Genomic DNA, 24,025 nt, shown 5'->3' with positions numbered 1-24,025 from the left:
GATCTCCATTGCTGACAAGGGTTGAGGGTTGTTGAGGCCTACTCGGCCGCCTGAAGCTTGGCGGACGATTGGAACTGGGCGGTCTCGGTCGATTCCGCCATCGCCGTGGTGGAGGACTTGCCGCCCGTGATGACCACCGAGACCTGGTCGAAATAGCCGGTGCCGACCTCCCGCTGGTGGCGGGTGGCGGTGTAGCCCTCGGACTCGGCGGCGAATTCGCGGACCTGGAGCTCGGAATAGGCGCCCATGCCGCGGTCGCGGTAGCCGCTCGCCAGCTCGAACATGCCGTAATTGAGCTGGTGGAAGCCCGCGAGGGTCACGAACTGGAACTTGTAGCCCATGGCGCCGAGTTCGCGCTGGAACCTGGCAATGGTGGCGTCGTCCAGCTTCTTACTCCAGTTGAACGAGGGCGAGCAGTTATAGGCGAGCAGTTTGCCCGGATGGCGCTTGTGGATCGCTTCCGCGAACTTGCGCGCATCGTCGAGATCCGGATGCGAGGTCTCCCACCACAGCAGGTCGGCGAGGTCCGCATAAGCCAGGCCGCGGGCGATGCAATGGTCGAGGCCGGTGCCGTCCTTCAGGCGATAGAAGCCTTCCGGCGTGCGGCTGTCGGGCTCGATAAAGGGCCGGTCCCGCTCGTCCACGTCGGAGGTGATGAGCTTGGCCGATTCCGCGTCCGTGCGGGCCATGATGAGGGTCGAGGTGCCCATCACGTCGGCGGCCAGCCGCGCGGCGATGAGATTGCGCTCATGCGCGGCGGTCGGGATCAGCACCTTGCCGCCGAGATGGCCGCATTTCTTCTCCGAGGCGAGCTGGTCCTCGAAATGCACGCCCGCAGCGCCCGCCTCGATGTAGGCCTTCATGATCTCGAAGGTGTTGAGCGGCCCGCCGAAGCCCGCTTCCGCATCCGCCACGATGGGCAGGAACCAATCCCGCTTCGCTCCGCCCTCCGCATGCTCGATCTGGTCGGCGCGCTGGAAGGTGCGGTTGATGCGTCGGCAGAGCTCAGGGCCGGAATTGGCCGGATAGAGCGACTGGTCGGGATACATGGCGCCGGCGACGTTCGAATCCGCCGCCACCTGCCAGCCGGAGAGATAGATCGCCTCCAAGCCTGCCCGGGCCATCTGCATGGCCTGGTTGCCGGTCATGGCGCCGAGCGAATGAACGTAGGGACGCTCGTGCAGGAGCCGCCACAGGCGCTGCGCGCCGCGCTCGGCGAGCGTGTGGGCGATGGGGAAGGACCCGCGCAGCCGGAGCACGTCCTCGGCCGAATAGGGCCTGCGGATGCCGTCAAAGCGTCCCTCGGGAGCGGCGGGGATCGGGTCTTGCAGCAATCCCGGGTTCGGCTGGGTATCCATGGTCATGCTTCCTTTTACATTTCTTGACAAAACAATCCTGCAGGCCAGAATTATTGCAGAGCAGCAGGACGTCTTGATTTCATAATCCGCGAAGAAGCTTTTGTTTCAACGATGGATTTCAAAAGAAAAGTCGCCTTGTAAAGCTTTGACTCGACGGGTCGTGTAAACTTGTAAAAAGATTTACAACATGGATGAGAGCCGGAAGCTTTTCGTAGGTCCCCGCCTCAAGCGGTTGCGGCGCGAGCTCAACATGAGCCAATCCCGCATGGCCGAGGAGCTCGGGCTCTCCCCGAGCTACCTGAACCTGATGGAGCGCAACCAGCGCCCGATCACCGCGCAGGTACTGATCCGCCTCGCCCATGCCTATCAGCTCGACCCGCGCGAATTCGCCAACGACGATCACGAGCGCACCGTCTCGGAGCTCGAGGAGGTCTTCGCCGACCCGCTCTTCCGCTCCACGCCGGTGGCGCGGCTCGAACTGCGCGAAACCGTGGAGAGCGCACCGTCCCTGGTCGATGCCATCAACCGCCTTTACCGCGCCTATCAGGCCATGCGCGGTGCCCGCGAGGCGGTGACGCCGAGCCTCAGCGACCGCGACCGGGCGGAGGACGCCCCACAGGTCAACCCGGTCGACCGGGTGCGGGAGCTGATCCACGACGCCAAGAACCATTTCGCCGAGCTGGACGAGGCCGCCGAGGCCCTGGCATCGGATCTCGCGGTCACGGGCCACGAGCCCTTCTTCGCCATCGCCGAGCGCCTGCACGCCAGGCATGGGATCCGGGTGCGCGTGATGCCCATCGACGTGATGCCGGATTGCTTGCGTCGCTACGACCATCACCGGCGCCAACTCCTGATCTCCGAACTGGTAGATCCTTCCGGCAGGACCTTCCAGGCTGCCTACCAACTGGCGTTCGCCGAGATGCGCGAGACCATCGACGCGCTCGCCGCCCGCCTGGAGCCCGTGGACGGTCCGGCGCGGCGGCTGCTGCGGGTCTCGTTCGGCAATTACTTTGCCGGCGCCCTCATGATGCCCTACGGCAGGTTCCGTGCGGCGGCCGAGGCGCTCGGCTATGACGTGGAGGTGCTAGGCGCTCGTTTCGGCGCCAGCTTCGAGCAGGTGGCGCACCGGCTCACCACACTGGCCCGTCCGGGCGCCCGGGGAATCCCCTTCTTCCTGGTGCGGGTGGATTCGGCCGGTAATGTCTCGAAGCGCTTTTCCTCGGGTCGCTTCCCGTTCTCGCAATTCGGCGGCACCTGTCCGCTCTGGAACCTGCACTCCACCTTCCGGATGCCGGGCCAGGTGGCGACCCAGATCGTCGAACTGCCGGATTCCTCGCGCTGGTTCTCCATCGCCCGCACGGTCAAGCGCGCCTTCAACCCCTGGGGAGCGCCCGATCCGCAATTCGTGGTGGGCCTCGGCTGCGAGCTGAAATACGCCCATCGCCTCGTCTATGCGCGCGGACTCGACCCGGCCACGTCGGATGCGACGCCGATCGGCATCAATTGCCGTCTGTGCGAGCGCGCCGCCTGCCCGCAACGCGCCGCCCCTCCCCTGATGCACGCGCTGATCGTCGACGAGATGAAGCGGGGCGTCTCGCCCTTCGAGTTCGATGCGACTTGAATTCAGGCTAGCAAGCGCTTCGGTATCGGCTCGTCGAGCCAGTGATCGAGAAACCGGTCGAGCCAGCGCGAGACATGCGGGTCGTGCTGGAAGCGCCCGGCCAGCTGTCGGACCCGATCCTGCGCACCCGGCATACTGAGCCGCTCCTCGGCGTGAACCGTCCAGCGGCAGAGCATGGCATGGGTGACCTCCGGGTGGAACTGGAGACCGAAGGCCTTCTCCCCGACGCGAATCGCCTGGGTCGGGAAATCGTCGCCTGTCGCCAGGGTCTCGGCCTCGGCGGGACAGTCGAAGCCCTCCCGGTGCCAGTGATAGACATGGCTCGGCCAGGGAACGCCCCAATCGCTGCTGAGGGCCTCGCCGGCGGCCGTCGGCAGCAACGGGTAATAGCCGATCTCGGCCCGGCCTTCGGGATGGGCCCAGACGGCGGCGCCGAGATGCTTCGCCATCATCTGGGCGCCCAGGCAGAGGCCGAGATAGGGCTTGTTCTCCTTGAGCGGCACCTCGATCCAGTCGATCTCCGTCCTGACGAAGTCGTCCGGGTCGTTGGCACTCATCGGGCCGCCGAAAATCACGGCTCCGGTGTGCTCCGCGAGCGTTTCCGGCAATGGATCGCCGAAGCGGGGGCGGCGGATGTCGAGCCGGTAGCCGCGCTCAAGGAGCAAGCGCCCGACCCGACCGGGGGTCGAGTGCTCCTGATGCAGAACGATGAGAACGGGTGCCTTGGAGCGCCGCCTAGGCATGGCTTCGATCCGATGCGGAGGCGTTCATGATGAAACGGGAGCAATCACGCGGGAACATGGGCCGATTATTCGGGACAAGATGCGTTCTCCGCAAGGGGGCAGCGCCAGCCGATTTCTGCCATTCCTTTGCCGGATCATCTTAAGGAGGAAGACACCTAGGCAAGAGCCGCCTGCCGCTCTAAGATCAGATAACGATATCATAGATCGCCCCGGTACAGCCCGGTTTTTGCATGGATACGCAAAAATGATAGAAGCGTCTGATTCTCCAGGCTTGAAGTCCAGAATATCCAGCGCATCTTGTTTCCTGCTCTGCTGAGCCATCGACCAGCGCTCCAGCGTGAAAGAAAGTGAACCCGTGACCGACAGCGTAACCAGCGACGGCGATCTCAACGGCCTGCGTATTCTCGTCGTTGAGGATGAAGCTGCGATCTCCCTGCTCCTGGAAGACATGCTGCTCGACTTCGGTTGCGAGGTGATCGGCCCGGCCGCCCGGCTGTCGGCCGCCCTTGACGCTGTGGCCCGCGAACAGGTTGATCTGGCCATCCTCGACGTGAATGTGGCCGGCGAGCCGATCTACCCGGTGGCCGAGGCCCTGGCGCAGCGTTCGATCCCCTTCGTGTTCTCCACGGGCTACGGCAGCGCCGGCATCCGAGACGCCTTCCGCGACCGCCCCGTTCTGCAGAAGCCCTTTGCCCAGCACGATCTGAAACAGAAACTGCTGGTCGCACGCGGCAAGACAGCCTGAATCGGCAGATTCGCCCGAATTTGATGCCTCATCTGTGGCGTTAATGCCGCAATCGTTCACCCTGTGCTGCAAAACACATCATCCATGGTGTGAATCGGCTTTGTTCCTAGGCTCTTCCTGCTAAGTTCCAGTAACGTTAAAGCAGGTAACCTTTCGATCGAGCCGGTCTTCCATGTCTTTCCGATCCCTCAGTCTTCTGGCCGCCACAAGCGTCCTGGCACTCTCTCTTTGCGACGCTCAGGCCCAATCCCCCCTGCCGCGCCAGGCGCCCGCCGCGGGCGCCATCGTGGCAGCCAAGGGTGGCGAGGAGATGCGGTTCGTCCGCGAGGATCTCTGGCGGGCCGCCCAGCTCCAGCAAAGCCTCGTCGGTGGCGATACCCTGCGGACCAATGCCATCGGCAACCTGGCGATCCTGTTCAACGATCAGACCCAGATCCGCGTCGGCCGCAACTCGACCCTGACCGTCAACGACGTGGCGAGCGGGCCGGCCGACGCGACCCAGCTCAGCCTCCAGGGCGGCAATATCTGGGCCCGCGCGGCCCGCGGCGGCTCGGGTGTCGACGTCAAGACACCAGCGGCGGTCGCGGCGATCCGCGGCACCGACTGGTCCCTGTCGGTGGACGACGCGGGCAAGACCTCGCTCGTCGTGCTCGAAGGCGTCGTCGAGCTCAAGAACCCGCAGGGAGCCGTGACGGTCCGCCAGGGCGAAGGGGCCGTGGCGGCGGTCGGCCAGGCGCCGACGAAATTCGTGCTCGTCAGCCCCAATGATCGCGAGCAGATGCTGTTCTACATGTCGATGCGCGAGGTGTTCATCAACCTGCCGACGACAACCTTGGAGAACACGCAGTTCGAGGCCGAGAGCACCAGAATCCAGGCCCTGCCCCCTGAAACCCGCACGACGGAAGATTGGCTCACCCTCGCCGAAAGCCTCATGAATTCCAACGGCAGGCGTGCGGCGGCAGCTCCCCTTGCAGAAGCGCGCAACCGCACGATGACCAGGGTGCAGCGTGCCCGTGCCGATTATCTCGAAGCTCTGATGGCCGGTGCAGACCGCCGCTGGCAGGACGCCATCAAATTGTTCGAACGGGCGAAGCTGGGCCTTGATCCCCGGCGGCGAGGCTGGGCCGAGTATGGCCGCTATGCCGCGGCTTCCTTGGCGGATCCGAAGCGGGTCCAGCCGGCTCCGAAGGTTCCGGTCAAGGATCCCAGAACGGCAGAGATCAGTGCCTATCTCACCGGTTTCCGTCAGGATCTGAAGGCGGCTGCGGCCGAGGCTGCCGCGGCGGAAAAGACATTCCCGAATGATGCCGGCCTCGCCATTCTGTCGGCGTCTCTCGCCCAGGATCTCGATCATCGCGAGGATATGTACGCGGCGTATGAACGGGCTCGCGCCATCGACCCGACCGATCCGAACGTGATCGCATTCGGGGCGACGATCAAGGCGGATTATGCCCGGGATATCGATGGCGCTCTTGCCGACCTCTACAAGGTCGTGAAGACCGATCCGTCATTCTCGCTTCTGAACCAGATCGGCCTGCTCGAACAGAGCCGGGGCGCGCTCATCGAAGCTGAAGCCGCCTTCCGGCGTGCGCTCGAGATGGAGCCGCAGAATCCGATTCCCTACACCAACCTGGCCATCCTCCTCCTCGATCAGAGCCGGGTGGAAGAAGCCGGCACTCTCATCGACAAGGCGCTGGCGCTCGATCCGACCACCGCCTACACGGCCCGCGGGCGGTATCTTCTGCAGAAAGGCAGGATGGCGGACGCGATCGAATCGATGCTGGCCGGCTCCGCCGTCAATCCGGCCCTGTCCAACGACCAACTCATCCTGGCAGATTCCTATTTCCAGAATGGCGACTACGAACTCGCCTGGCAGGCCCTCGACAATGCGGATCGGCTGGATCCCAGGGCACCCATCGTTCCCATCCTGCGCACGGCCTTCGCTCTCGATCTCTATCTTGCCGACGAGGCGATCCTTGCCGCGCGCGAGGCTCTGCGGCGATACCGCGCCCGAGGTGGAGATTATGCCGGGATCTCGGTCAGCAAGCAGACCGGCTCCTACCCGGTCCAGGCCTACCGCTTCATCAATCTGCACGATTGGGGCCGCTTCTATGCCGATAGGACGTTCGATCCTTTCGAGGCTCAAGGATATTTCGATCAGGCCATCGTCAGCCGGCCGGGCCTTTTCCCCACGGAACCGACCCTCGATGCGGCGGAAGGAACGGAGCTCAACAGTGCGGCCCTGAACCTCTCGATCCAGGGATTGCTTCTCGATCCTCTGGCCGTGGCCGGCCGTATCGGGCGCTTCGACCCCATCCGCCGGCCGTTCCTCGACACCGAGATCGGGGGCGGTGCGATCGTGCGCGGCGGCAAGGTCGGCTGGCAATCGGGCGTGCTGGTCAACGGCTTCTCGAACGAACCGCTGCCGACGAGCTTCAGTCTGTCGGCCAGTGCCAACGAGGCCCGTGGCAATCTGACCGCCGACAACGAGAGGGGAAGAGGAATCACGTTCAGCCTCGGCACGGCCCCGAATGCCGCCGACCGGTTCATGTTCATGGGCTGGGCGAACGAGGGACAGCCGGGCCTGACGGATATCGACCGTTATGACTTCACGCAGCATATCGAGCGGGATTCGACCAACCTCTTCGGTGTGGCGGGCTGGAGCCACAGCTTCGGCTACCGGAATGTCCTCACGACAGCGGTATTCGCAACCCGGAACGATACGCTCGATCGCGGGGAAATCTGGGATTATCGCGTGTTTCCAACTGTCCAGACCCTCTGGCAGGAGAAGCAGCGCATGGATGGTGTCGTCGGAGCGGTGAGCCACGCCATCGGAATCGGCGACTTCAATCTGCGCTATGGTTTGGAGGCTCAGGCCGGCAAGGCGCGATACAACGGCTTCAGCGAGACTTACAGGTACTTGTTTCCGGAACCGGACGAATATCTGCAGAACGCATCGACCTTCGACAGCCCCTTCCGCGGCGGTCGCGCCTATGCCGATGTTCTATGGCGCCCGAACGACTGGTTCGAGGCTCAGGCGGGCATCCATCGCACCTTCCTGGATGTGAAAAATGCCAAACCCGATGTTTGGGCATCGCCCCGCTTCGGCATCGGCATCTCGCCGCTGGAAGGACAATGGCTCCGCGCCGCTTACATCGAGAATGCCGATACTTTCCTCAGCTACACTCTCGCACCGACGACGACTGTCGGACTGATCCCGAACGATACGCCGGCAAGCGGACCGACGAAGAGCCTCGTGCTGCGCTGGGACGCGGAATGGACGCCCCATGTGTTCACGGCCCTGGAATATCAGCGCCAAACACTGAACGATCTCAACGTTCCAAGAATCAACACGTTGACCAGTTTCGAAGACATCGACCGGGCCCGTGCCGAATGGCTCGCCGCCACGGTCAATGTCTGGCTCGGTCACGGCATCGGCGTGTTCGGCACCGTTGGCGGAGCGACCTCGAAGATCCTGGCAACATCGGAAGATCGGGACGGACAGGGCGTGGGAGAGCCGGTGCCCTACATTCCGGAGCGCTTCGCCCGCCTCGGAGTGACCTTCGTCCATCCGAGCCGCCTGCGGTTCACCCTGACCCAGAATTTCATCGGCGAGCGTTCCGGCTCCTATGACAACGACCGCCTGGATTCCTACTGGACGACCGACGCGGCGCTGACCTGGGAGACACCGGACCGGCGCTTCCAGGTCGGGCTGACGGCGCTCAACCTGTTCGACCAGAGATATGATTTCGGGTTCGACATTCCGGCTCCGGGCCGCACCGTCGCGGCCAGCGTCAAGGCTCGGTTCTAGGTGAACGGAAAACAGACAACATCAACCGATCATGCCAGGGGGGAGCCTCTCTGGCGCCATTTCGCCATGGCCGGGCTCATTGCGGCTCTGCTGATGCCGGTTCTGTTCTTCCCGCCCTTTCGCCTCATCGAGGCGAGGCTCTACGATATCCTCTCGGTCATCTCACCGCCTCTGCCCGCGCAGCCGGGCGCCGTGGTCGTGGCCATCGACGAGCCGTCCATCGGCGAAATCGGCCAGCGCTGGCCTTGGTCCCGGGAGCTTCACGCCAAACTGGTCGAGAGCCTGCGGGCGGCGGGTGCGAAGGTGATCGTCTTCGACATCATCTTCGCCGACCCGACCGCGGAGGACGCGGATGCGGCTTTCACAAAGGTGCTCGGCCCGGACGTGGTGCTGGCCGCGGACGACGTGACCACTCCGCTGGCGCAGGGAATCCAGGTCACCCGGGTCAGCCCTCTCGAGCCGTTCCTGGAGGCCGGCGCGGCAGTCGGCGTGGCTTCCGTGCACCTCGACGGGGACGCTTATCTGCGCCGCATGCCGCCGGTGCAGGACAGCTTGGCCGCCGAAGCGCTTCGCCTGAAGGGTGAACCGCAAGCGGCCGCTCCGGATGGGGCCCTGATCCAATATTTCGGGCCGGCCCGCTCCTACCCGACCGTTTCCTACTACCAGGCCCTGGATCCGGAAGAATTTCTGCCGCCGGGATTTTTCAAGGATCAGACCGTGCTGGTGGGCCTGAGCCTGAAGCAGGCGACCTCTGCCGATATCGGCGCGCCCGATACCTTCCCGACACCCTATACATTGACCGAGGGCACGCTCATGGCGGGCGTGGAGGTCCAGGCCACGATCCTCGACAATCTCCGTCATAATCTCTACGTGCTGCCCGTGCCTCGGCTCGTCATGGTGCTTCTGGTGATCGCCGGCGCTTTTCTGGCCGCAGCCTTCTCCACTCATGGCGTCTCCTGGCGAACCGGGCTGGCAGCGGCCTTCCTGATCGCCTTCTTCTTCGTCGGAGCATGGGCCGTGCTGCGCCTCGGCCGTGTCTGGGTACCGCCGGCCCTGCCGGCAGCGACGGCGCTCGCCGTCTTCGGGACACGATTCGGGCTCGATTACGCGCGAGAGCGGCATCTGCGCCGCACCGTGTCGGAAGCTTTCTCGCGCTATCTCTCGCCGGATCTGGTGGCACAGCTTGCGCGCGATCCGGGCGCCCTGAAGCTCGGGGGCGAGCGCCGCAATCTCTCGATCCTGTTCTGCGACGTGCGCGGCTTCACGACTTTGTCGGAGACGCTGAAAGATGAGCCGGAGCGGCTGACCACCCTCATCAACCGCCTGCTCGATCCGCTCTCAGAAGCGGTGCTCGCGGAAGGCGGCACCATCGACAAGTATATCGGCGATTGCGTCATGGCGTTCTGGAACGCGCCGCTGCCGAGCCCGGACCATCCCCTTCGCGCCGCGCGCGCGGCCATGCGCATGCTGGAAGCGGTAGAAACGTTGAATGCCGAGCTGCGGCAGGAACAGGGCGAGGATGCACCTCGCTTTGCCATCGGCGTCGGCATCAACACCGGCGATTGCGTGGTCGGCAATGTGGGCTCGCGCTGGCGCTACGACTACTCGGTCCTCGGCGATACGGTGAACCTCGCTTCACGCCTGGAGAGTCTGTCGAAGGAATACGGTGTCTCCATCGTGCTCGGCCCCGCGACGGCGAAAGCGCTCCAGGAGCATTTCGTGCTGATCGAACTCGACCGCATCGCCGTGAAAGGACGCGCCGAGCAAACGGCCATCTTCACCATTCTGGCGCCCGCCACGCAGGGGCAGGATCCGGCGCTAGCGGAGCTGATGGAGCTGCATCCTACGGTTCTCGACAGCATCGGCGCGGGACAGCGGGTGGAAGCCCTCGAGCTTGTCCGGCATTGTCAGACGCTCGCTCCCTCCTTGTCGAAATACTATGGGAAGCTTCTGCTCAAGGCGACAGCCATCCCGGAATGACCGGCTCCCTGCCGAAGTCAGATCTCAGTGAAAGCAAACTGTTCATCCTGCGCGATCAGGCTTGACCTGGAAAGGGAATGTCTTTCCGCAAACGTGAATTTGCGAACGAATTGCAAGTAAAAACAAAGTCTTGCGCTTGAAGAAACACCGTCTATAAGGTCGCCTCGTTTCCCGCAGAGCCCTCTTGTTGCGCATCGCCCCATGGACAAGATTCAAAAACTTGCCCTCGGCAGCATATTCGTCGGAACCGTTGTTTTCGTCCTGAAATATGCCGCCTATTACATCACGGGCAGCATTGCGCTCTATTCGGATGCGCTGGAGAGCGTCATCAATGTGGTGACGGCGGTCGCAGCCTTCATGGCCGTGCGCCTGAGCGCCGCGCCGGCCGACGCAAACCATCCCTACGGACACCACAAGGTGGAATATTTTTCTGCCGTCCTTGAAGGCGTGCTGATCATCGTGGCCGCGTTGGCGATCCTGCGGGAAGCCTATTTCGGCTTCTTTGCTCCAAGGATCATCGACGCCCCCATGCAGGGGCTTGCCGTCAATGCGCTGGCCGGTGTGATCAATGCTGTTTGGTCTTGGCTCCTGATCAGCCGGGGGCGACGCCTGCGCTCGCCCGCGCTGGTGGCCGACGGTCGCCATCTCCTGACCGATGTGATGACGTCGGTGGGCGTCATCATCGGCCTCCTGCTCGTTCCCTTCACCGGATGGATCTGGCTCGACTCCGCTCTCGCGGCCTTCGTTGCCCTCAACATCCTCTGGTCCGGCTGGGGCCTGGTCAAGGAAAGCATCGGCGGCCTCATGGACGAGGCTCTGCCGGAGACGACGCTCGCCCGTGTCCGCGAGATCATCGCCGTGAACGCGGAAGGCGCCATCGAAGCCCACGACCTGCGCACGCGCCATGCGGGCCGGATGACCTTCATCGACTTTCATCTCGTGGTGCCGGGCCGCATGAGCGTGACCGACGCCCATGACATCTGCGATCGCCTGGAGCGGGCGCTCAAGGCCGATGTGGAGGACGCGCTCATCACGATCCATGTGGAGCCCGACAACAAGGCCAAGCACGCTGGAATTGTGGTTCTTTAGGGCGTCGGGTTCTTGCGCGAGCACGACTCTCGTGGCATTCCTGGGCGCATGAACGACCGCGCGACCCCGACCAGAACCCTTTGGTGGCGCTCCTGACAGGAGCGGCACGTCGTCATGTTTTTTCGCAACGAACGTAGCCGCCGTGTGCGGCAGACATCGTTCGTTTCTATCGACCCAAGTCCTTCGTCACGGCGGCTCTCATCTGGAGAAGCCCTATGTCCGTCGACATTGACCAGCGCCCCATCATTCTGACCGGAGACCGGACCACCGGTCCGCTTCATCTCGGCCATTATGCCGGATCCCTGAAGAACCGCGTCGCCCTTCAGCACAGCCACCGGCAGTATCTGCTGCTCGCCGATTGCCAGGCCCTCACCGACAATGCGTCCGACCCGGCCAAGGTGCGCCGGAACGTGCTGGAAGTCGCACTCGATTATCTCGCCGTCGGCATCGATCCGACGGAGACGACGATCTGCGTGCAGTCCGGTCTGCCGGCGCTGGCCGAACTCACCCTGCTCTATCTCAACTTCGTCACCGTCGCGCGGCTCGAACGCAACCCGACGATCAAGGACGAGATCCAGGTGCGCGGCTTCGGGCGCGACATTCCCGCGGGCTTCCTCTGCTATCCGGCAGCGCAGGCCGCCGACATCACGGGGTTCAAGGCGACTGTGGTGCCCGTGGGCGAGGATCAGGCGCCTCTGATCGAGCAGACCAATGAAGTCGTACGCCGCCTCAACCGGCAGATCGGCCGCGACGTTCTGCCCGAAGCACAGGCCCTGATCCCGTCCGTCGGGCGCCTGCCCGGCATCGACGGCAGGGCGAAAATGAGCAAGTCGCAGGGCAATGCCATTCCCCTCTCTGCCACCCCCGACGAGATCCGGGACGCCGTGCGCCGCATGTATACGGACCCCAACCATCTGCGCGCCGCCGATCCCGGCACGGTGGAGGGCAATGTCGTGTTCACCTATCTCGACGCCTTCGACGAGGACCGAACGACCCTCGAAGAGCTGAAAGCGCGTTACCGGCGCGGCGGCCTCGGCGATGTGGTCGTGAAACGTCGTCTGGAAGAGATTCTACAGGCTCTCCTCGCCCCGATCCGGGAGCGCCGCGCCGCTTTGGAAAAGGATCCCTGCCATGTCCTCGATCTTCTGCGTGCGGGCACCATGGCCGCTCGGGAGAAGACGCAGGCAACCCTGGACGACATCCGATCCGGCCTTGGATTGTTCTCCTTCGAGCAGCCTGAAAATCGGCTTGCGTCGTGACCTTAGGACCTGGCAGCCATCTGCGACCTTCGCCTCGCTTGAGCACCGCCCCAACCTCAAGGTTGGGGCGAATGGTTTCTGCGGCGGAATATCCTTCCGTCGCGCTGCGATAGGGCTTGTGGGAAGGAACCTCGCCACGCCTAAACATTAACAACAAGTAAATACTGAATATCAGGTTAATAGATATCTATAAATGGAGATCATTTTATTACAAAAATTTTGCCCTACTAAGTAATTCCCGTAATGTGCGGTGCAACATAGAACGATTATAAGCGAGGTACCTGTTGCAAGCGCGTCGTGGGGGCGCGCGCCTCCCGCGGCGATGCGGGCAGGTCATCGAAGGACCATGCGTTTTCTCAATAATTCGAAATTGATCGTCAAGCTGGCGATTCCCGCCATCATCTTTGTTGCCATCACCATCGGATTGGTTGCCATTGCGAAAACCGGCCTCGATGCATTGACGGCCGACACCACGGAACTGACCGATGTCGAGATGGCTCGTCTGACCAAGATCCTGCAGATCAATGCCGAGGTGAATGAAGCGAGCATCCAGGAAAAGAACCTGATCCTGTTTTCCTCGACGGAGCCAGACCGTCTCAAGAGTTCCGAGGGTGTCTATCACCAGTACAAGGGTTTGGCGTTGCAGCACATGGACGAGCTGACTGCCCTTTCCGGCACCGCAGAGCGCCGCGCCATCAACGAGAATCTGAAGACCCATCTCGTCAATTACTTCAATCTGATGGACAAGAGCGTCGCGTTCGGTGCGAAAGATGACGATTTCTCTGCCCTTCAGGTCTCGAATGGTGAAGGGCGCGATGTGCGCAGGAAGGTCCGTGATCTCTTGACCGAGCGCATCAACGCCAACCAGCAGGGTCTCGACAGCGCTGCAGAGGAAGCGGAAGCCATGGCGTCCAGCACCTCCACGACACTCATCGTATCGTCTGTCTTCGGCCTGACCCTCGCGATTGCTCTTCTCGGCTCGATCGTCGTGTTTGCCATCGCCCGTCCGCTGTCCGGTATGACCTCTGCGATGGGGCAGCTGGCGAATGGCGACCTGGCGGTCGAGGTGACGGGTGTGGAGCGCAAGGACGAGGTGGGCGCGCTCGCTCGCTCCCTGCAGGTGTTCAAGGACAATGCCGTCGAGGCCCGCCGCCTCGCCGCCGCCCAGGAAGCCGAGAACCAGGCCAAGATGCGCCGGGCTGAGGTTCTGGACCAGCTCACGAAGCGCTTCGAGCTGAACGTGTCGGCCCTGACCCAGGGGCTGTCCGCGGCGGCCACCGAGATGGAGGCCACGGCCCAGTCCATGACGTCGATCGCCGGCCAGACCACGCAGCAGTCGGTCACCGTCTCGTCGGCCGCCCAGCAGACCTCGGCCAACGTGCAGACGGTAGCGGCGNGGCCAGACCACGCAGCAGTCGGTCACCGTCTCGTCGGCCGCCCAGCAGACCTCGGCCAACGTGCAGACGGTAGCGGCGGCCACCGAGGAGCTGTCGATCTCGATCCGCGAGATCGCCAGCCAGGTGAGCCAGTCCTCGCAGATCGCCGAGCGGGCCGTGCAGGGCGCCCGGCGCACCGATGCGGCGGTGCAGGACCTGGCCGCCACCGCGGCCAAGATCGGCGACGTGGTGCAGCTGATCAACACCATCGCGGGCCAGACCAACCTCTTGGCCCTCAACGCCACCATCGAGGCGGCCCGCGCCGGCGAGGCCGGCAAGGGCTTTGCCGTGGTGGCCACCGAGGTCAAGGAGCTGGCGAGCCAGACGGCCAAGGCCACCGAGGAGATCTCGGCCCAGATCGGCTCGGTGCAGCAGGCGACGCAGCAGACGGTGGCGGCGATCCAGGAGATCGCCCGCACCATCACCGAGATGAGCCAGATCTCGACCTCGATTGCCGCCGCCAGGGAGGAGCAGGGTGCGGCCACGGCCGAGATCGCCCGTAACGTCCAGGAGGCGGCGCGCGGCACGGAAGCCGTGACCGGCAGCATCGGCGACGTGCAGCAGGGCGCCGGCGAGACCGGAGCGGCCGCCTCCCAGGTGCTCGGCGCCGCCCAGGAGCTCTCCCGCCACTCCCACGATCTCGGCCGCGAGGTCGAGACCTTCCTCCACGGCGTCAAGGCCGCGTAGGAGCGAAGCCTCGTCACGCCAAGGGACAATCGCCGGGAAGGGCCGCCGCAGACAGCGGCCCTTTTCCGTGGGCGCGCAAGGAATGCCGGGCGTCCGTCGCATGGCTCCCGAAGACGAGATGGGCCAAGGCGAATTTTGGTTCTTAGCCAGCACAGTATCGGCAGCCGCCGGCCAGCCTGGCACAAGCTACAGGAGCTAATTCCTGCGAACCTGAAATTGGCGCGTCGTAAGGACGCGCGCAGCGTGCGCGGGAATGCGGACAGGATAACGAGACGACAATGAATGTGCTCGACAACTTCAAGCTGATCACGAAACTCGCCATTCCGGTGGCATTGTTCATCGCCGTGACAATAGGACTGATCGTTTTCGCCAAATCCAGCCTCGATACGCTCGCGAGCGAGACTCAGCTGATCGTCGACAACCACGCGGCACGGCGCAGCACGGCGCTCAGCGCGAAAGCCAATGTCAATGACGCGGCCATCCAGGAGAAGAACCTGATCATCGAGACGCGGGTCGAGCAGATCCTGGCCTATGATACGCTGTTCAAGGGCGCGAAAGAGGCCGCCCTTAAGGACTTCGACAATCTCATCGCACTCTCCGATACGCCCGATGTCCGCCGTTCCAACGAGGAGCTGAAGAAGACCATCGAGGAATACTTTGCCGTCATGGGGCGCAGCATTGCCCACACGCAGCTGAACGAAAGCGACGAAGCTTTCAAGCTGTCGACCGGTGAGGGGCAGATTCTGCGCGACAAGGCGATGCATGCGCTCGATCAAAGAATCGATACAAGCATCCAGGCCCTCGATCGGGAGAAAGCCGAAGCCGCCGAACTTGCTTCCAGCACATCGACGCACCTGATCACCGCATCCGTCCTCGGCCTGACGATCGCCATCGGCCTGCTCGGAGCGATCATGATTTATGGTGTCGCGCGTCCGCTGAACGGCGTTGCCGATTCCATGAGTCACCTGGCGAACGGCGACCTGTCCGTGGACGTGACCGGCACGGAGCGCAAGGATGAGGTGGGCGCGCTCGCCCGCTCTCTGCAGGTGTTCAAGGACAATGCCGTCGAGGCCCGCCGCCTCGCCGCCGCCCAGGAGGCCGAGAACCAGGCCAAGATGCGCCGGGCTGAGGTTCTGGACCAGCTCACGAAGCGCTTCGACGCCACGGTGTCGGCCCTGACCCAGGGGCTGTCCTCGGCGGCCACCGAGATGGAGGCCACGGCCCAGACCATGACGGCCGGCGTGGAGCAGGCCGCCGATCAGCTGGTGACCGTCTCATCCGCCGCCCAGCAGACCTCCTCGAACGTGCAGACGGTGGCGGCCGCCACCGAGGAGCTGTCGATCTCGATCCGCGAGATCGCCAGCCAGGTGAGCCAGTCCTCGCAGGTGGCGGAACGGGCCGTGGCCGGGACCCAGCGCACCAGCGCCACGGTGCAGGACCTCGCGGCCAGCGCCGAGAAGATCGGCAATGTGGTGCAGCTGATCAACACCATCGCGGGCCAGACCAACCTGTTGGCCCTCAACGCCACCATCGAGGCGGCGCGCGCCGGCGAGGCCGGCAAGGGCTTTGCCGTGGTGGCCTCGGAGGTCAAGGACCTGGCCACCCAGACGGCCAAGGCTACCGAGGAGATCTCGGCCCAGATCGGCTCGGTGCAGCAGGCGACGCAGCAGACGGTGGCGGCGATCCAGGAGATCGCCCGCACCATCACCGAGATGAGCCAGATCTCGACCTCGATTGCCGCCGCCATGGAGGAGCAGGGTGCGGCCACGGCCGAGATCGCCCGCAACGTCCAGGAGGCGGCGCGCGGCACGGAACAGGTCACCGGCAACATCGTGGGCGTACAGCAGGCGGCCCAGGAAAACGGCGCCGCCGCCTCCCAGGTGCTGAGCGTCGCCGAGGAACTCGCCCGCCACTCCCACGATCTCGGCCGCGAGGTCGAGACCTTCCTCCACGGCGTCAAGGCGGCGTAACTGCGGCCTTTTCATTTGAAGCGGTTCACGGCTACCGGAGCCCGGCAATTGTCAGCCGGGCTTTTTTCTTTTCCGCTACGCTGAAACAAGCAGCGTTCGAGATCCTTTTATCTCTGACGGCGCGCGATCTCACTCCTGGAGAAAAGCCCGTCGCAGAGAGCGGAGCGGCATGCTTGTTCGAGCGGGTTCCTGACCGAAGCCGGCTCCGCAGCGTCGATGAACCGGGCACCCGCCCCGGCTTGAACGGATGGAGGCTCGCATAGCGATATCGCCTGGGCTGAAGACCCCCTCCGCGTCGAGACATTGAGCGTTGGAGACACCCTTCAGCTCGACAATTTACATCCTATGACCGGTTTATCCGGATGAACGTCAATGACGTGTGACCTCGAGTCACCACGGGCCCGTTCCACTAAATGGAACGGGCCCGTTTAATGACCGCGCGCAAAAACACGAAAGGCGCCCGAAGGCGCCTTGTCGATGAATTCCTCTTCAAGGAAATGGAGCGGGCGAAGGGATTCGAACCCTCGACCCCAACCTTGGCAAGGTTGTGCTCTACCCCTGAGCTACACCCGCACGCTCCGTCTCAGTCTTGGCAGGATGGTGGAGCCAGGCGGAATCGAACCGCCGACCTCTTGAATGCCATTCAAGCGCTCTCCCAACTGAGCTATGACCCCCTGCCATGCCTTCCAGCCTGACACTGCCGCCAGGAGTGGAATGGTGCCGCAAGAGGGATTCGAACCCCCGACCCCCTCATTACGAATGAGGTGCTCTACCAGCTGAGCTATTGCGGCATCGCAACTGTTGCGATCCGAGAGGCCGCCCTCTTAACCCCTCCCCCGCCGCTTGGCAAGGGAGGGAAGGGCCGGAAGGGCCTACCAGACCGAAAAAACGCTGCGGCGTGCGGACGCCTGTTCCTTCGGCTTCGGCACGTCGGGCGGCGTGGTTGGGAAGACGACGGGTTCGGGCTGGGGCACCGAAGCTTCCTCCCGCATCTCTTCCTTCACCGGCTCGGCAATGACGGTCTCGGCCCTGACCTCTGCCTCTGCCGGCAGAGGCTCGGTCACGGAAGCGGGTTCGCTGACGGGAGGCGCAGGAGCAGGCTCCTCCACTGCCGCAATGGGCAATGCCCTGACCTCGTCGTCGAGGTCCGCGGTCACGTCGTCATGAAGGGTGAGTTCGGGAGCGATCAGAACGTCCGGCGGCGCCTGCCAGACGAAGGCGTCGAGACGCCCGGTGACCGGCGAGATCGGCGCCCAGTGATCGGACACGACCCCGTCGGCAATCCATGCCGGATCCCGCGGCGCGCGGGTGGCGCGGGCGAGCCATTCACGCCCCTTGCCGGTGGAGCCGTGCTCCGCCTGCTCCAGGTCGGACATGAGCAGGCAGACCCGCATGCTCGGCCGGTCCTGCAGCAGGGGCTCCAGTGCATCGCGGGCCCGGTCGAACTCGCGCGACTCGAGGGCGGAACGCGCCACGGCGAGCCGGCCCTCCGGCGCGCCCTTGGAGAGGCGGGAGAGGGTTTCCGCCCGCTTGAGACGGTCGAGGCCCGAATCACCGGGGCGCAGGTTGAGATAGACCTCCGCCAGATCCGGATGCGGCAGACTTTGCCACGCGGTCTCCACCACCTTGGCCGCCTTGCGCAGATCACCCTTTCGCGAGAGCAGGCGGCCGGCAAGCGCCGCCGCCGGCACGAGATCGGGAGCGAGCTTCGCCGCATCCTGGGCGCTTCGGAGCGCGCCCTCCGGATCGCGGTCCACCCGCTCCAGGGCATCCGCGGTCAGAAGCACGGCACGGTGACGTCTGGCCGTCTTCTTGTCGAGGAGGCCGAGCGAGGTCCGCCGCTCGATGGTCTCGAGCGCTCCGCGCCAGTCCCGGTCGGCACAGCGCGCCTCGAGAATCGCGTCGCTCGCCCAGGCCGCGGCCGGCGCAAGGCGCACCGCCTCGGAGGCATATTGATGGGCCGATGCCGGATCGCCCCGGCGCCGGGCCTCGACGAAGAGGCCGCGCAGTCCGAGCACCCGGGTCTCGTCCTCGTCCATCATCTGCGTGAAGGCGGCTTCGGCAGCCTCCCGGTTGCCGGAAACCTGGGCGGCCTGCGCCTTGAGCAGCAGCGTCAGCGGCTCCCGGCCCAGCAGGCGCTCGGCCTCGTTGGCATAGCGCCGGGCCGCGATGGTATCGCCCGCGCCCACGGCCACCATGCCCCTGGAGACGGCCTGATAGCCGCGAGAGCGGCGGCGCGCCCGCGAGGCGAAGGTCAGGCGGGAGGGAAGCTGGATCAGGCCCGTGACCAGGGACCAGAGCACGGCCAGGGCGAGGGCCAAGCCGGCCAGCGCGATGGCGGCCACCGCCACCGACATCTGAATCTCGTAACCGCCGAAGGTGATCAGAACCGTCCCCGGCCGGTCGGCCAGCCAGACCGCGCCAAAGGCCGCGACGCAGAGAAGACCGATGAAAACAAGAGCGCGCCACATGCAGGGCTGATCCTTTTATTGCGTCGTACGGTTGAGGGTGGCGAGAGCGTCGGTGCTGATCGCCTGGGCGGCCTTGTGCGCCTCGGCGACGCCCCGGACCTGCCGACCCCAATCTTCGGAGACCCTCCGCGAGGGCTCCGGCAGGGCATCCCAGGCGGCGGCGGCTTCCACCACGTCGCCGCGCTCCAAGGCCTGCCTGATGCGGACGATAAGAGCCGGAACGCCGGTCGAGCCCGGTTCGTTCACCGGCTTGACCGTCACCACGCGGTCGGCCATGCGCAGGAGCCGGTCGGTCCAGCCCTCGGCCGGGCCGCGGCTCTCGCGCAGGATCGTCGTCTCGACCGGCTCGAAGCCTTGGGCGAGTTCGGTCGCCGTCGGAGCTCCCTGCTGGGCAAAGGGCTCAAGAGGCGCCACGCGGCCGGCATCGGCCCCGGCCTTCTTCACGCCGTCGAGCACTTCAGCATACGGCGCGCCGCTTTTCAGGGCATCGTCCAGGCGCCCGGCGAGGACGACCTTGGTTCCGATCTGGCCTGCCTCCTCGGCGTTCCGGGTGTTCTCCGCCGCCTGCTGGGAGAGCGTTGCAAGGCGCTGCTCCTGCTCGGTGAAACGGCGGTCGCTGTCCGTGAACCGACGCTCCGTCTCGGAAAAACGCCTTTCCGCCTCGCCGAACCGACGGTCCTGATCCGCAAAGCGCCGGTCCAGGTCCGCGATGCGGCGATCGAGCTCCTGCGTGACGTTTGCGGCGTTCGTCGCGTTCTGGGCATTCGCCCGGACCTGCTCCTCCAGGGCGGACAGACGGTTCGACAGGTCCGTGAGCGCGGCCTCGTTCTGCGGCGCCGGCTGCGGGACCTCAGGGGGCGGACGGTTCAAGGCCTCCTGAGCCTGACTGGCGGCCTGCTGGGCGGTGTTCTGAATCGCCTGGAGCTGCTGATCGAGCTCTCCACGGGCGGTTTCGAGCGCCTGGAGGCGGCCCTCCAGCGCCTGCGTGCCGGCCTGCGGCTGCCCGGAGGGAGCCGGCTGCTGCCTGAGCGCATTCACGCGCTGCTCCAGTTGCGCGAACCGCGGGTCGTCCTGCGCCGGAGAGCCCTGCCAGGCCTGCAATCCATAGAGGAGGCCGGCTCCGACGAGGCCCCCGAGCAAGCCCGAACCGATGAGGGCACCGGCTGAGCTGCGCCGCTCCTGAGCGGGGGGCGGTACGATGTCTTCGCGCGTCCGGGATGCGGAAGGCTCCTGGAAGGAGCTGTCAGACGAGACGGTATCCTGCCTACCAACCCGTTCGCCGGGCTCGTCGACGGAAGCCCCGATGGGAAGCGTGTCGGTGCCGATCCCGGAATCGAGGCTTGCTTCCGGCGAGGCCACCAGGTCCTCGGCCGGAGGCTCGCTGCCGCTGGCGATGGTCTCGTCGGGCCTCGCGTCCGCCGTCTCGCCTGCGGGAATCGTCTCCTGGGTGGGAGCCCCCGCAAGAGCGTCCTGCCCGACCGTGTCGTTTCCCGGAGCGTCGTTTCCCGGAGCGTCGTTTCCCGGAGTGTCGTTGCCCAGGGTATCCTGGGTCTCGGGGCCTGGGCCAGGGGCCGGGGCGACGCCGTCGTCGATCACGGTCGCTTTCAGGTCGATGGTCGCCGGCTCGCGCGAGGGCTTCTTGCGGGACGATTTCGGACGTCGAGGATCAGATGAGTCGGTCACGGGTCACTCTTGCACGGGTCGCCAGGGGGATTCGCCTGGCGCGAGATCTTCAAAGGGTCAGTGTGAAATGCAATTGAGGCAAGCTTGGGCGCAGCGTTTCGTTCCCTCCTGCGATACGATCGCAAATCGGACGGCCCCATCGGACCACGATCCCCTTCATATGGCAAAGCTCCCTATCGCCAAGGATCCTGACAAAGCGGCGACCGGCTTCATGGGGGCGGTTCGAGGAGCCTGAGAAGCGCATCCTCGGAAGGGTCTCCCGCCACAAGGGTTGCGGCGCCGGCCGCGGTGAGGGGCGCGGCCACGTCGGCCGAGAGGCAGAGGTGGAGAAAGGCTCTCAGGTGGGATGCCACGCCCGCCTCCTCCGCCAGCCGGACGACGAGATCCGCGCTCCGTCGTGAATAATGGAGCGCGGCGCCGATTTGGCCAGTGCGCAGGGCCGCGATGGCGGCCTCAGGCAGATGCTCGACGGCTTTCGCCTCATAGGCTTGCCATTGCAGCACGGTGAACCCGGCCGCGCGCAGGGACGCCGCCGGCTCCTCCTTGTGATGACGGGCCGTCACATGAAGAAGAGCAAGGCCGGGCTGCAATCGCCCGCGAATCAGCCGCGACAGAGACACCGCATCGCCCTCGGCCATGGTCACGTCGGCGAACCCTTGCGAGCGCACCGCCTCGGCCGTGCGCTCGCCGACAGTGAAGACGGGCTTCCCTCGATCCAGAGCCGCCAGGGCCTCCGCCGCATGGGCGCTGGTCACGATGAGAGCACCGTAGCGCGCGTCAGGCGCAGGATCGCCCGTCGGCACGATCCGGGTCACGGGCGCAAGGCAGGCCCGGTGGCCGAGCGCCGCCAGCCTCTCGGCCGTGCGCCGGGCATCCTGGGCTGAACGGGTGACGAGAACCCGCATCAGGCTTTCAAGAAGTCGGCCGGCATGCGGGCGCGCAGCTCCGAGCCGGCCTCGCGCCCGAGCGCCACCGCGTCGTCGGGCGAGCCGCGGCGAACGGCCTCCAGGCTCTCGGACCCGTCCGGGCGCAGCACGAGACCGCGGATTTCGAGCTCCCCGCCGATCAGCCGCGCGTGGCCCGCGATGGGCGTGCGGCAGGAGCCGTCGAGGATGGTGAGGAAGGCCCGTTCGGCGGCGAGCGCCTGGCCGGTCGGCCCGTCGAGGATGGGGTGAAGCGCTTGGCGCACCCGCTCGTCCTCGGCGCGGATCGCGACCGCGATGGCGCCCTGCCCCACGGCCGGGAGGAAGTCCTCCGTCTCGAGAACGGTCGTCACGTGATCGGTGAGCCCGAGGCGGCGCAGGCCCGCCATGGCGAGGAGTGTCGCGTCGACCTCGCCGCGCTCGAGCTTGGCGAGCCGCGTCTGCACGTTGCCGCGCAGGAGCGTCACCTGGAGATCCGGCCGCAACCGGCGCACCTGCGCCTGCCGCCGCAGGGAGGCGGAGCCCACGACGGCTCCTTGCGGCAGATCGTTCAGGCTCTCGAAGCGATGGCTGATGAAGGCATCGCGCACGTCCTCGCGGGGCAGGAAGCCGGCGATGACGATGCCCTCCGGCAGGGTCGTCGGCAGGTCCTTGGCGGAATGGACCGCAAGGTCGATGGAGCCTTCGAGCAGCGCGATGTCGAGTTCCTTGGTGAAGAGCCCCTTGCCGCCGGCCTCCGAGAGGGGCCGATCCTGGATGGCATCGCCCGTGGTCTTGATGACCGACAGGGGCAGGTGCTCCACGGTCCAGCCATGGGCGGCGACCAGCCTGTCTTGCGTCTCGTGAGCCTGCGCGAGGGCCAAGGGGCTGCCTCGCGTACCGATGACCAGGGTGGGGGAAGAGGCCATTCTGGCTGGGTTCTCCAATCAAAGGTTTCTGACGAAACTCACCTTCAGCCTTATCCTGAGGAGCGAAGCGTCTCGAAGGACGAGGCGCCTCCAGTACTCTCTGGATCCTCCTTCGAGACGGTCGCTTTCGCGACCTCCTCAGGATGAGGCCGGCGTTGTGTCAGACAAGCCAAAAACAATATTCGCCTTTGATCACGTTTGATCTTGTGCGGCGCGGCGGACTATAGGGGGAGGAGCGTCGGGCCGGAAGCCCGGACAACACCTTAATCGAGCGGCCGACGACCATGCGCATTCTAGGCATCGAGACCACCTGCGACGAGACCGCGGCCGCCGTGGTCGACGTCGGCTTCGACGGACGCGGTGAGATCCTCTCCAACGAGGTCCTGAGCCAGATCGCCGAACACGCCCGCTACGGCGGTGTCGTGCCGGAGATCGCGGCCCGCGCCCATGTGGAGGTGATCGACCGGCTCATCGCCCGCGCGCTGAAAAGCGCCAACTGCTCCGTGAAGGATCTCGACGGGATCGCCGTGGCAGCGGGCCCCGGCCTGATCGGCGGCGTGCTGGTGGGGCTCACCACGGCGAAAGCCATCGCGCTCGTCACCCGCAAGCCCCTGATGGCGGTGAACCATCTCGAGGCCCACGCGCTCACCGCGCGCCTCACCGACGGCATCGGCTTCCCGTACTTGCTTCTGCTCGCCTCCGGCGGGCACACCCAGCTCGTGGCCGTGCGCGGCGTCGGCGATTACGTGCGGCTCGGCACCACCATCGACGACGCCATCGGCGAGGCCTTCGACAAGGTCGCCAAGATGCTGGGCCTCCCCTATCCCGGCGGGCCGCATGTGGAGCAGGAGGCGGCCAAGGGCAATCCGGAGCGTTTCGCCTTCCCCCGTCCCATGCAGGGGCGGGCGGAACCCAATTTCTCGCTGTCCGGCCTCAAGACCGCTGTGCGGATCGAGGCGGAAAGGATCGCGCCGCTGACCGCCAGCGACGTCTCCGATCTCTGCGCCGGCTTCCAGGCCGCCATCGTGGACGTGGTGGTCGACCGCACCCGCGTGGGGCTGCGCGCCTTCCGGGAGATTGCGGGCCACCCGACGGCGCTGGTGGTGGCGGGCGGCGTGGCGGCGAACCAGGGCATGCGCCAGGGGCTTCAGCGGCTCGCCGTTGAATCCGGCCTCAAGCTCGTCGCGCCGCCGCTGCATCTGTGCGGCGACAACGGCGCCATGATCGCCTGGGCGGGCCTCGAGCGCATGCGCCTCGGCCTGATCGACGACATCGCGGCCCCGGCCCGCGCCCGCTGGCCGCTGGATACCAGCCGCGACGAGGCCGGAGCGAAGGCGTGAC

14 protein-coding genes, 3 tRNA genes and 1 pseudogene are annotated in these 24,025 nt (G+C 65.4%); 9 read left to right on the top strand and 9 right to left on the bottom strand.

Translation table 11 applies throughout. The annotated features are described in order from the left end of the window. Window positions 1–38: 38 nt before the first annotated feature. Window positions 39–1,358, bottom strand: coding sequence for an isocitrate lyase (aceA, locus tag KHP60_RS12775; RefSeq protein ID WP_213564630.1), 1,320 nt, complete (start codon window positions 1,356–1,358; stop codon window positions 39–41). 187 nt (window positions 1,359–1,545) lie between these two features. Between aceA and KHP60_RS12770 the strand changes: the two genes are divergently transcribed. Then, window positions 1,546–2,979 (top strand): short-chain fatty acyl-CoA regulator family protein, encoded by a 1,434-nt coding sequence (locus KHP60_RS12770; RefSeq protein WP_213564629.1) that lies wholly within the window; start codon window positions 1,546–1,548, stop codon window positions 2,977–2,979. Window positions 2,980–2,981: 2 nt separating this feature from the next. Here KHP60_RS12770 and KHP60_RS12765 read toward each other — a convergent pair whose 3' ends face one another. Then, on the bottom strand, window positions 2,982–3,722 hold the full coding sequence (locus tag KHP60_RS12765) for a glutamine amidotransferase (protein WP_213564628.1): 741 nt from the start codon (window positions 3,720–3,722) through the stop codon (window positions 2,982–2,984). A gap of 355 nt (window positions 3,723–4,077) precedes the next feature. On the opposite strand from KHP60_RS12765, the gene KHP60_RS12760 reads away from it, so the two are divergent. The 7 genes and pseudogenes from KHP60_RS12760 to KHP60_RS12730 all read left to right on the top strand — a co-directional run bounded on the left by KHP60_RS12760 (window position 4,078) and on the right by KHP60_RS12730 (window position 16,699). Beyond that, complete coding sequence (locus tag KHP60_RS12760) at window positions 4,078–4,467, top strand: response regulator (protein WP_213564627.1); 390 nt, start codon at window positions 4,078–4,080, stop codon at window positions 4,465–4,467. 172 nt (window positions 4,468–4,639) lie between these two features. Beyond that, window positions 4,640–8,278 (top strand): FecR domain-containing protein, encoded by a 3,639-nt coding sequence (locus tag KHP60_RS12755; RefSeq protein WP_213564625.1) that lies wholly within the window; start codon window positions 4,640–4,642, stop codon window positions 8,276–8,278. A gap of 66 nt (window positions 8,279–8,344) precedes the next feature. After that, window positions 8,345–10,258, top strand: coding sequence for a CHASE2 domain-containing protein (locus KHP60_RS12750; RefSeq protein WP_213564624.1), 1,914 nt, complete (start codon window positions 8,345–8,347; stop codon window positions 10,256–10,258). Window positions 10,259–10,459: 201 nt separating this feature from the next. Beyond that, window positions 10,460–11,347: a cation diffusion facilitator family transporter gene (locus KHP60_RS12745; protein WP_213564622.1), complete on the top strand. Its 888-nt coding sequence runs from the start codon at window positions 10,460–10,462 to the stop codon at window positions 11,345–11,347. A gap of 215 nt (window positions 11,348–11,562) precedes the next feature. After that, window positions 11,563–12,606, top strand: coding sequence for a tryptophan--tRNA ligase (trpS, locus tag KHP60_RS12740; protein WP_213564620.1), 1,044 nt, complete (start codon window positions 11,563–11,565; stop codon window positions 12,604–12,606). Window positions 12,607–12,952: 346 nt separating this feature from the next. Next, window positions 12,953–14,729: pseudogene (locus tag KHP60_RS25840) on the top strand (methyl-accepting chemotaxis protein). A 278-nt stretch (window positions 14,730–15,007) separates the two neighbouring features. Continuing rightward, a complete protein-coding gene (locus KHP60_RS12730) occupies window positions 15,008–16,699 on the top strand; it encodes a methyl-accepting chemotaxis protein (RefSeq protein WP_213564618.1) in 1,692 nt (563 codons plus the stop codon). Window positions 16,700–17,197: 498 nt separating this feature from the next. Here the strand turns inward: KHP60_RS12730 and KHP60_RS12725 are convergent. The 7 genes from KHP60_RS12725 to hemC form a co-directional block, all read right to left on the bottom strand. Further along, window positions 17,198–17,272: transfer RNA gene (locus KHP60_RS12725), tRNA-Gly, on the bottom strand. A gap of 25 nt (window positions 17,273–17,297) precedes the next feature. Then, window positions 17,298–17,373 (bottom strand) — tRNA-Ala (locus KHP60_RS12720). Window positions 17,374–17,414: 41 nt separating this feature from the next. Then, window positions 17,415–17,490: transfer RNA gene (locus KHP60_RS12715), tRNA-Thr, on the bottom strand. An 81-nt stretch (window positions 17,491–17,571) separates the two neighbouring features. Then, window positions 17,572–19,170, bottom strand: coding sequence for a heme biosynthesis HemY N-terminal domain-containing protein (locus KHP60_RS12710; RefSeq protein ID WP_213564616.1), 1,599 nt, complete (start codon window positions 19,168–19,170; stop codon window positions 17,572–17,574). A 15-nt stretch (window positions 19,171–19,185) separates the two neighbouring features. Further along, on the bottom strand, window positions 19,186–20,853 hold the full coding sequence (locus tag KHP60_RS25655) for a mitofilin family membrane protein (RefSeq protein ID WP_213564614.1): 1,668 nt from the start codon (window positions 20,851–20,853) through the stop codon (window positions 19,186–19,188). A gap of 209 nt (window positions 20,854–21,062) precedes the next feature. Then, window positions 21,063–21,758, bottom strand: coding sequence for a uroporphyrinogen-III synthase (locus KHP60_RS12700; protein WP_213564613.1), 696 nt, complete (start codon window positions 21,756–21,758; stop codon window positions 21,063–21,065). After that, complete coding sequence (gene hemC / locus KHP60_RS12695) at window positions 21,758–22,684, bottom strand: hydroxymethylbilane synthase (RefSeq protein ID WP_213564611.1); 927 nt, start codon at window positions 22,682–22,684, stop codon at window positions 21,758–21,760. Before hemC ends, KHP60_RS12700 begins: the two co-directional genes overlap by 1 nt. A 284-nt stretch (window positions 22,685–22,968) precedes the next feature. Between hemC and tsaD the strand changes: the two genes are divergently transcribed. Further along, entirely contained in the window at window positions 22,969–24,024 is a 1,056-nt protein-coding gene (gene tsaD / locus KHP60_RS12690) for a tRNA (adenosine(37)-N6)-threonylcarbamoyltransferase complex transferase subunit TsaD (RefSeq protein WP_213564609.1), read from the top strand. Window position 24,025 lies beyond the last annotated feature (1 nt).

The sequence above is a fragment of the Microvirga sp. 3-52 genome (genome assembly GCF_018383585.1).
Classification (GTDB): domain Bacteria; phylum Pseudomonadota; class Alphaproteobacteria; order Rhizobiales; family Beijerinckiaceae; genus Microvirga.
The sequence above is the reverse complement of the archived record's forward strand: the minus strand, read 5'-3'. Positions and strand labels throughout refer to the sequence as shown.